1 protein-coding gene is annotated in these 1,328 nt (G+C 70.3%); it reads left to right on the top strand.

Annotated elements, in window-relative coordinates:
- Window positions 1-33: 33 nt before the first annotated feature.
- A partial coding sequence (locus N878_RS20695) for a cache domain-containing protein (protein WP_031303629.1) occupies window positions 34-1,328 on the top strand: 1,295 nt, incomplete at its 3' end.

Below are 1,328 nucleotides of genomic sequence, written 5' to 3'. Positions count from 1 at the left end.
CATAATGCGCCGATCATCCCGGCGCAGTTTTCCATGAGCACGACCCCCGCCTCCCCGCGACGCCCCCGCTGGCGCAGCCTGCTGCTGCTGGCGCTGCTGCTCGCGCCGCTGCTGTGGCCGGTGCACTACCTGGCCGAGCGTTACTACCGCGAGGTGCTGATCGAGCAGAACCGGCAGACCCTCGACCTCTACGTCGCCAACCTGCTCGGCACCCTGCGGCGCTACGAGGTGCTGCCGCAGATCCTCGGCGACCTGCCGGGGCTGCGCGCCGCCCTGCATGCCCCCGACGACCCCGCCGTGCTGGACAGCGCCAATCGCCTGCTGACGCGGGTGCGCGAGCAGACCGGCGCCGACGTGATCTACCTGATGACCCCGCGCGGCGTCACCCTGGCCGCCTCCAACTGGGACAAGCCAGACAGCTTCGTCGCCGGCAACTTCGCCTTCCGCCCCTACTTCCGCGAGGCGCTGGCCGGGCGCCTGGGGCGCTTCTTCGGCCTCGGCACCACCTCCGGCAAGCGCGGCTACTACTTCGCCTACGCGGTGCGCGAAAACCAGCAGAACATAGGCGCACTGGTGGTCAAGGTCGACCTCGACCACACCGAAACCCTGTGGGGCAACACCCCGGAACAGCTGCTGGTGACCGACACCAACGGCGTGGTGATCCTCACCTCGCGCCCGGACTGGCGCTTCCACGCCAGCCGCCCGCTGGATCGCGTCGAGCAGGCCGCCATCGCCGCCAACCAGCCCTACCCGACCCAGGCGCCGCCGGCGCTGAACCTCGACCCCGGCGCCTGGCTGACGCAGAGCCGCGCACTGGAGGAAACCGGCTGGACGGTGAGCATCCTCGCCCCGCGCATCCTCCTCGATCGCCCGGTGCGCAGCGCCGTGGCGGTCGGCGCCGCCGCCCTGCTGGCACTGCTGCTGCTGCTCGGCCTGCTGATGCAGCGTCGTCGCCACTACCTCGAACGCATCGCCCTCGACAGCCGCGCCAAGGCCGAACTGGAGCAGCGCGTGGCCGAACGCACGCATGACCTGGAGCTGCTCAACAGCCGCCTCAAGCAGGAGGTGCTGGAACGCGAACAGGCGCAGCAGGAACTGGTGCGCGCCCAGGACGAGCTGGTTCAGGCCGGCAAGCTGTCGGCCCTCGGCACCATGAGTGCGAGCATCAGCCACGAGCTCAATCAGCCGCTGGCGGCGATCCGCAGCTACGCCGAGAACGCCGCCACCCTGCTCGACCACCAGCGCGGCGAGGACGCCCGCGCCAACCTCAAGCTGATCAGCGAACTGACCGAGCGCATGGCCTCGATCATCGCCCACCTGCGCGCCTT

Origin of the sequence: Pseudomonas sp. EGD-AK9, from assembly GCF_000465935.2 — a bacterium.
GTDB lineage: Bacteria > Pseudomonadota > Gammaproteobacteria > Pseudomonadales > Pseudomonadaceae > Aquipseudomonas.
This window is presented reverse-complemented; position numbering and strand designations above follow the sequence as displayed.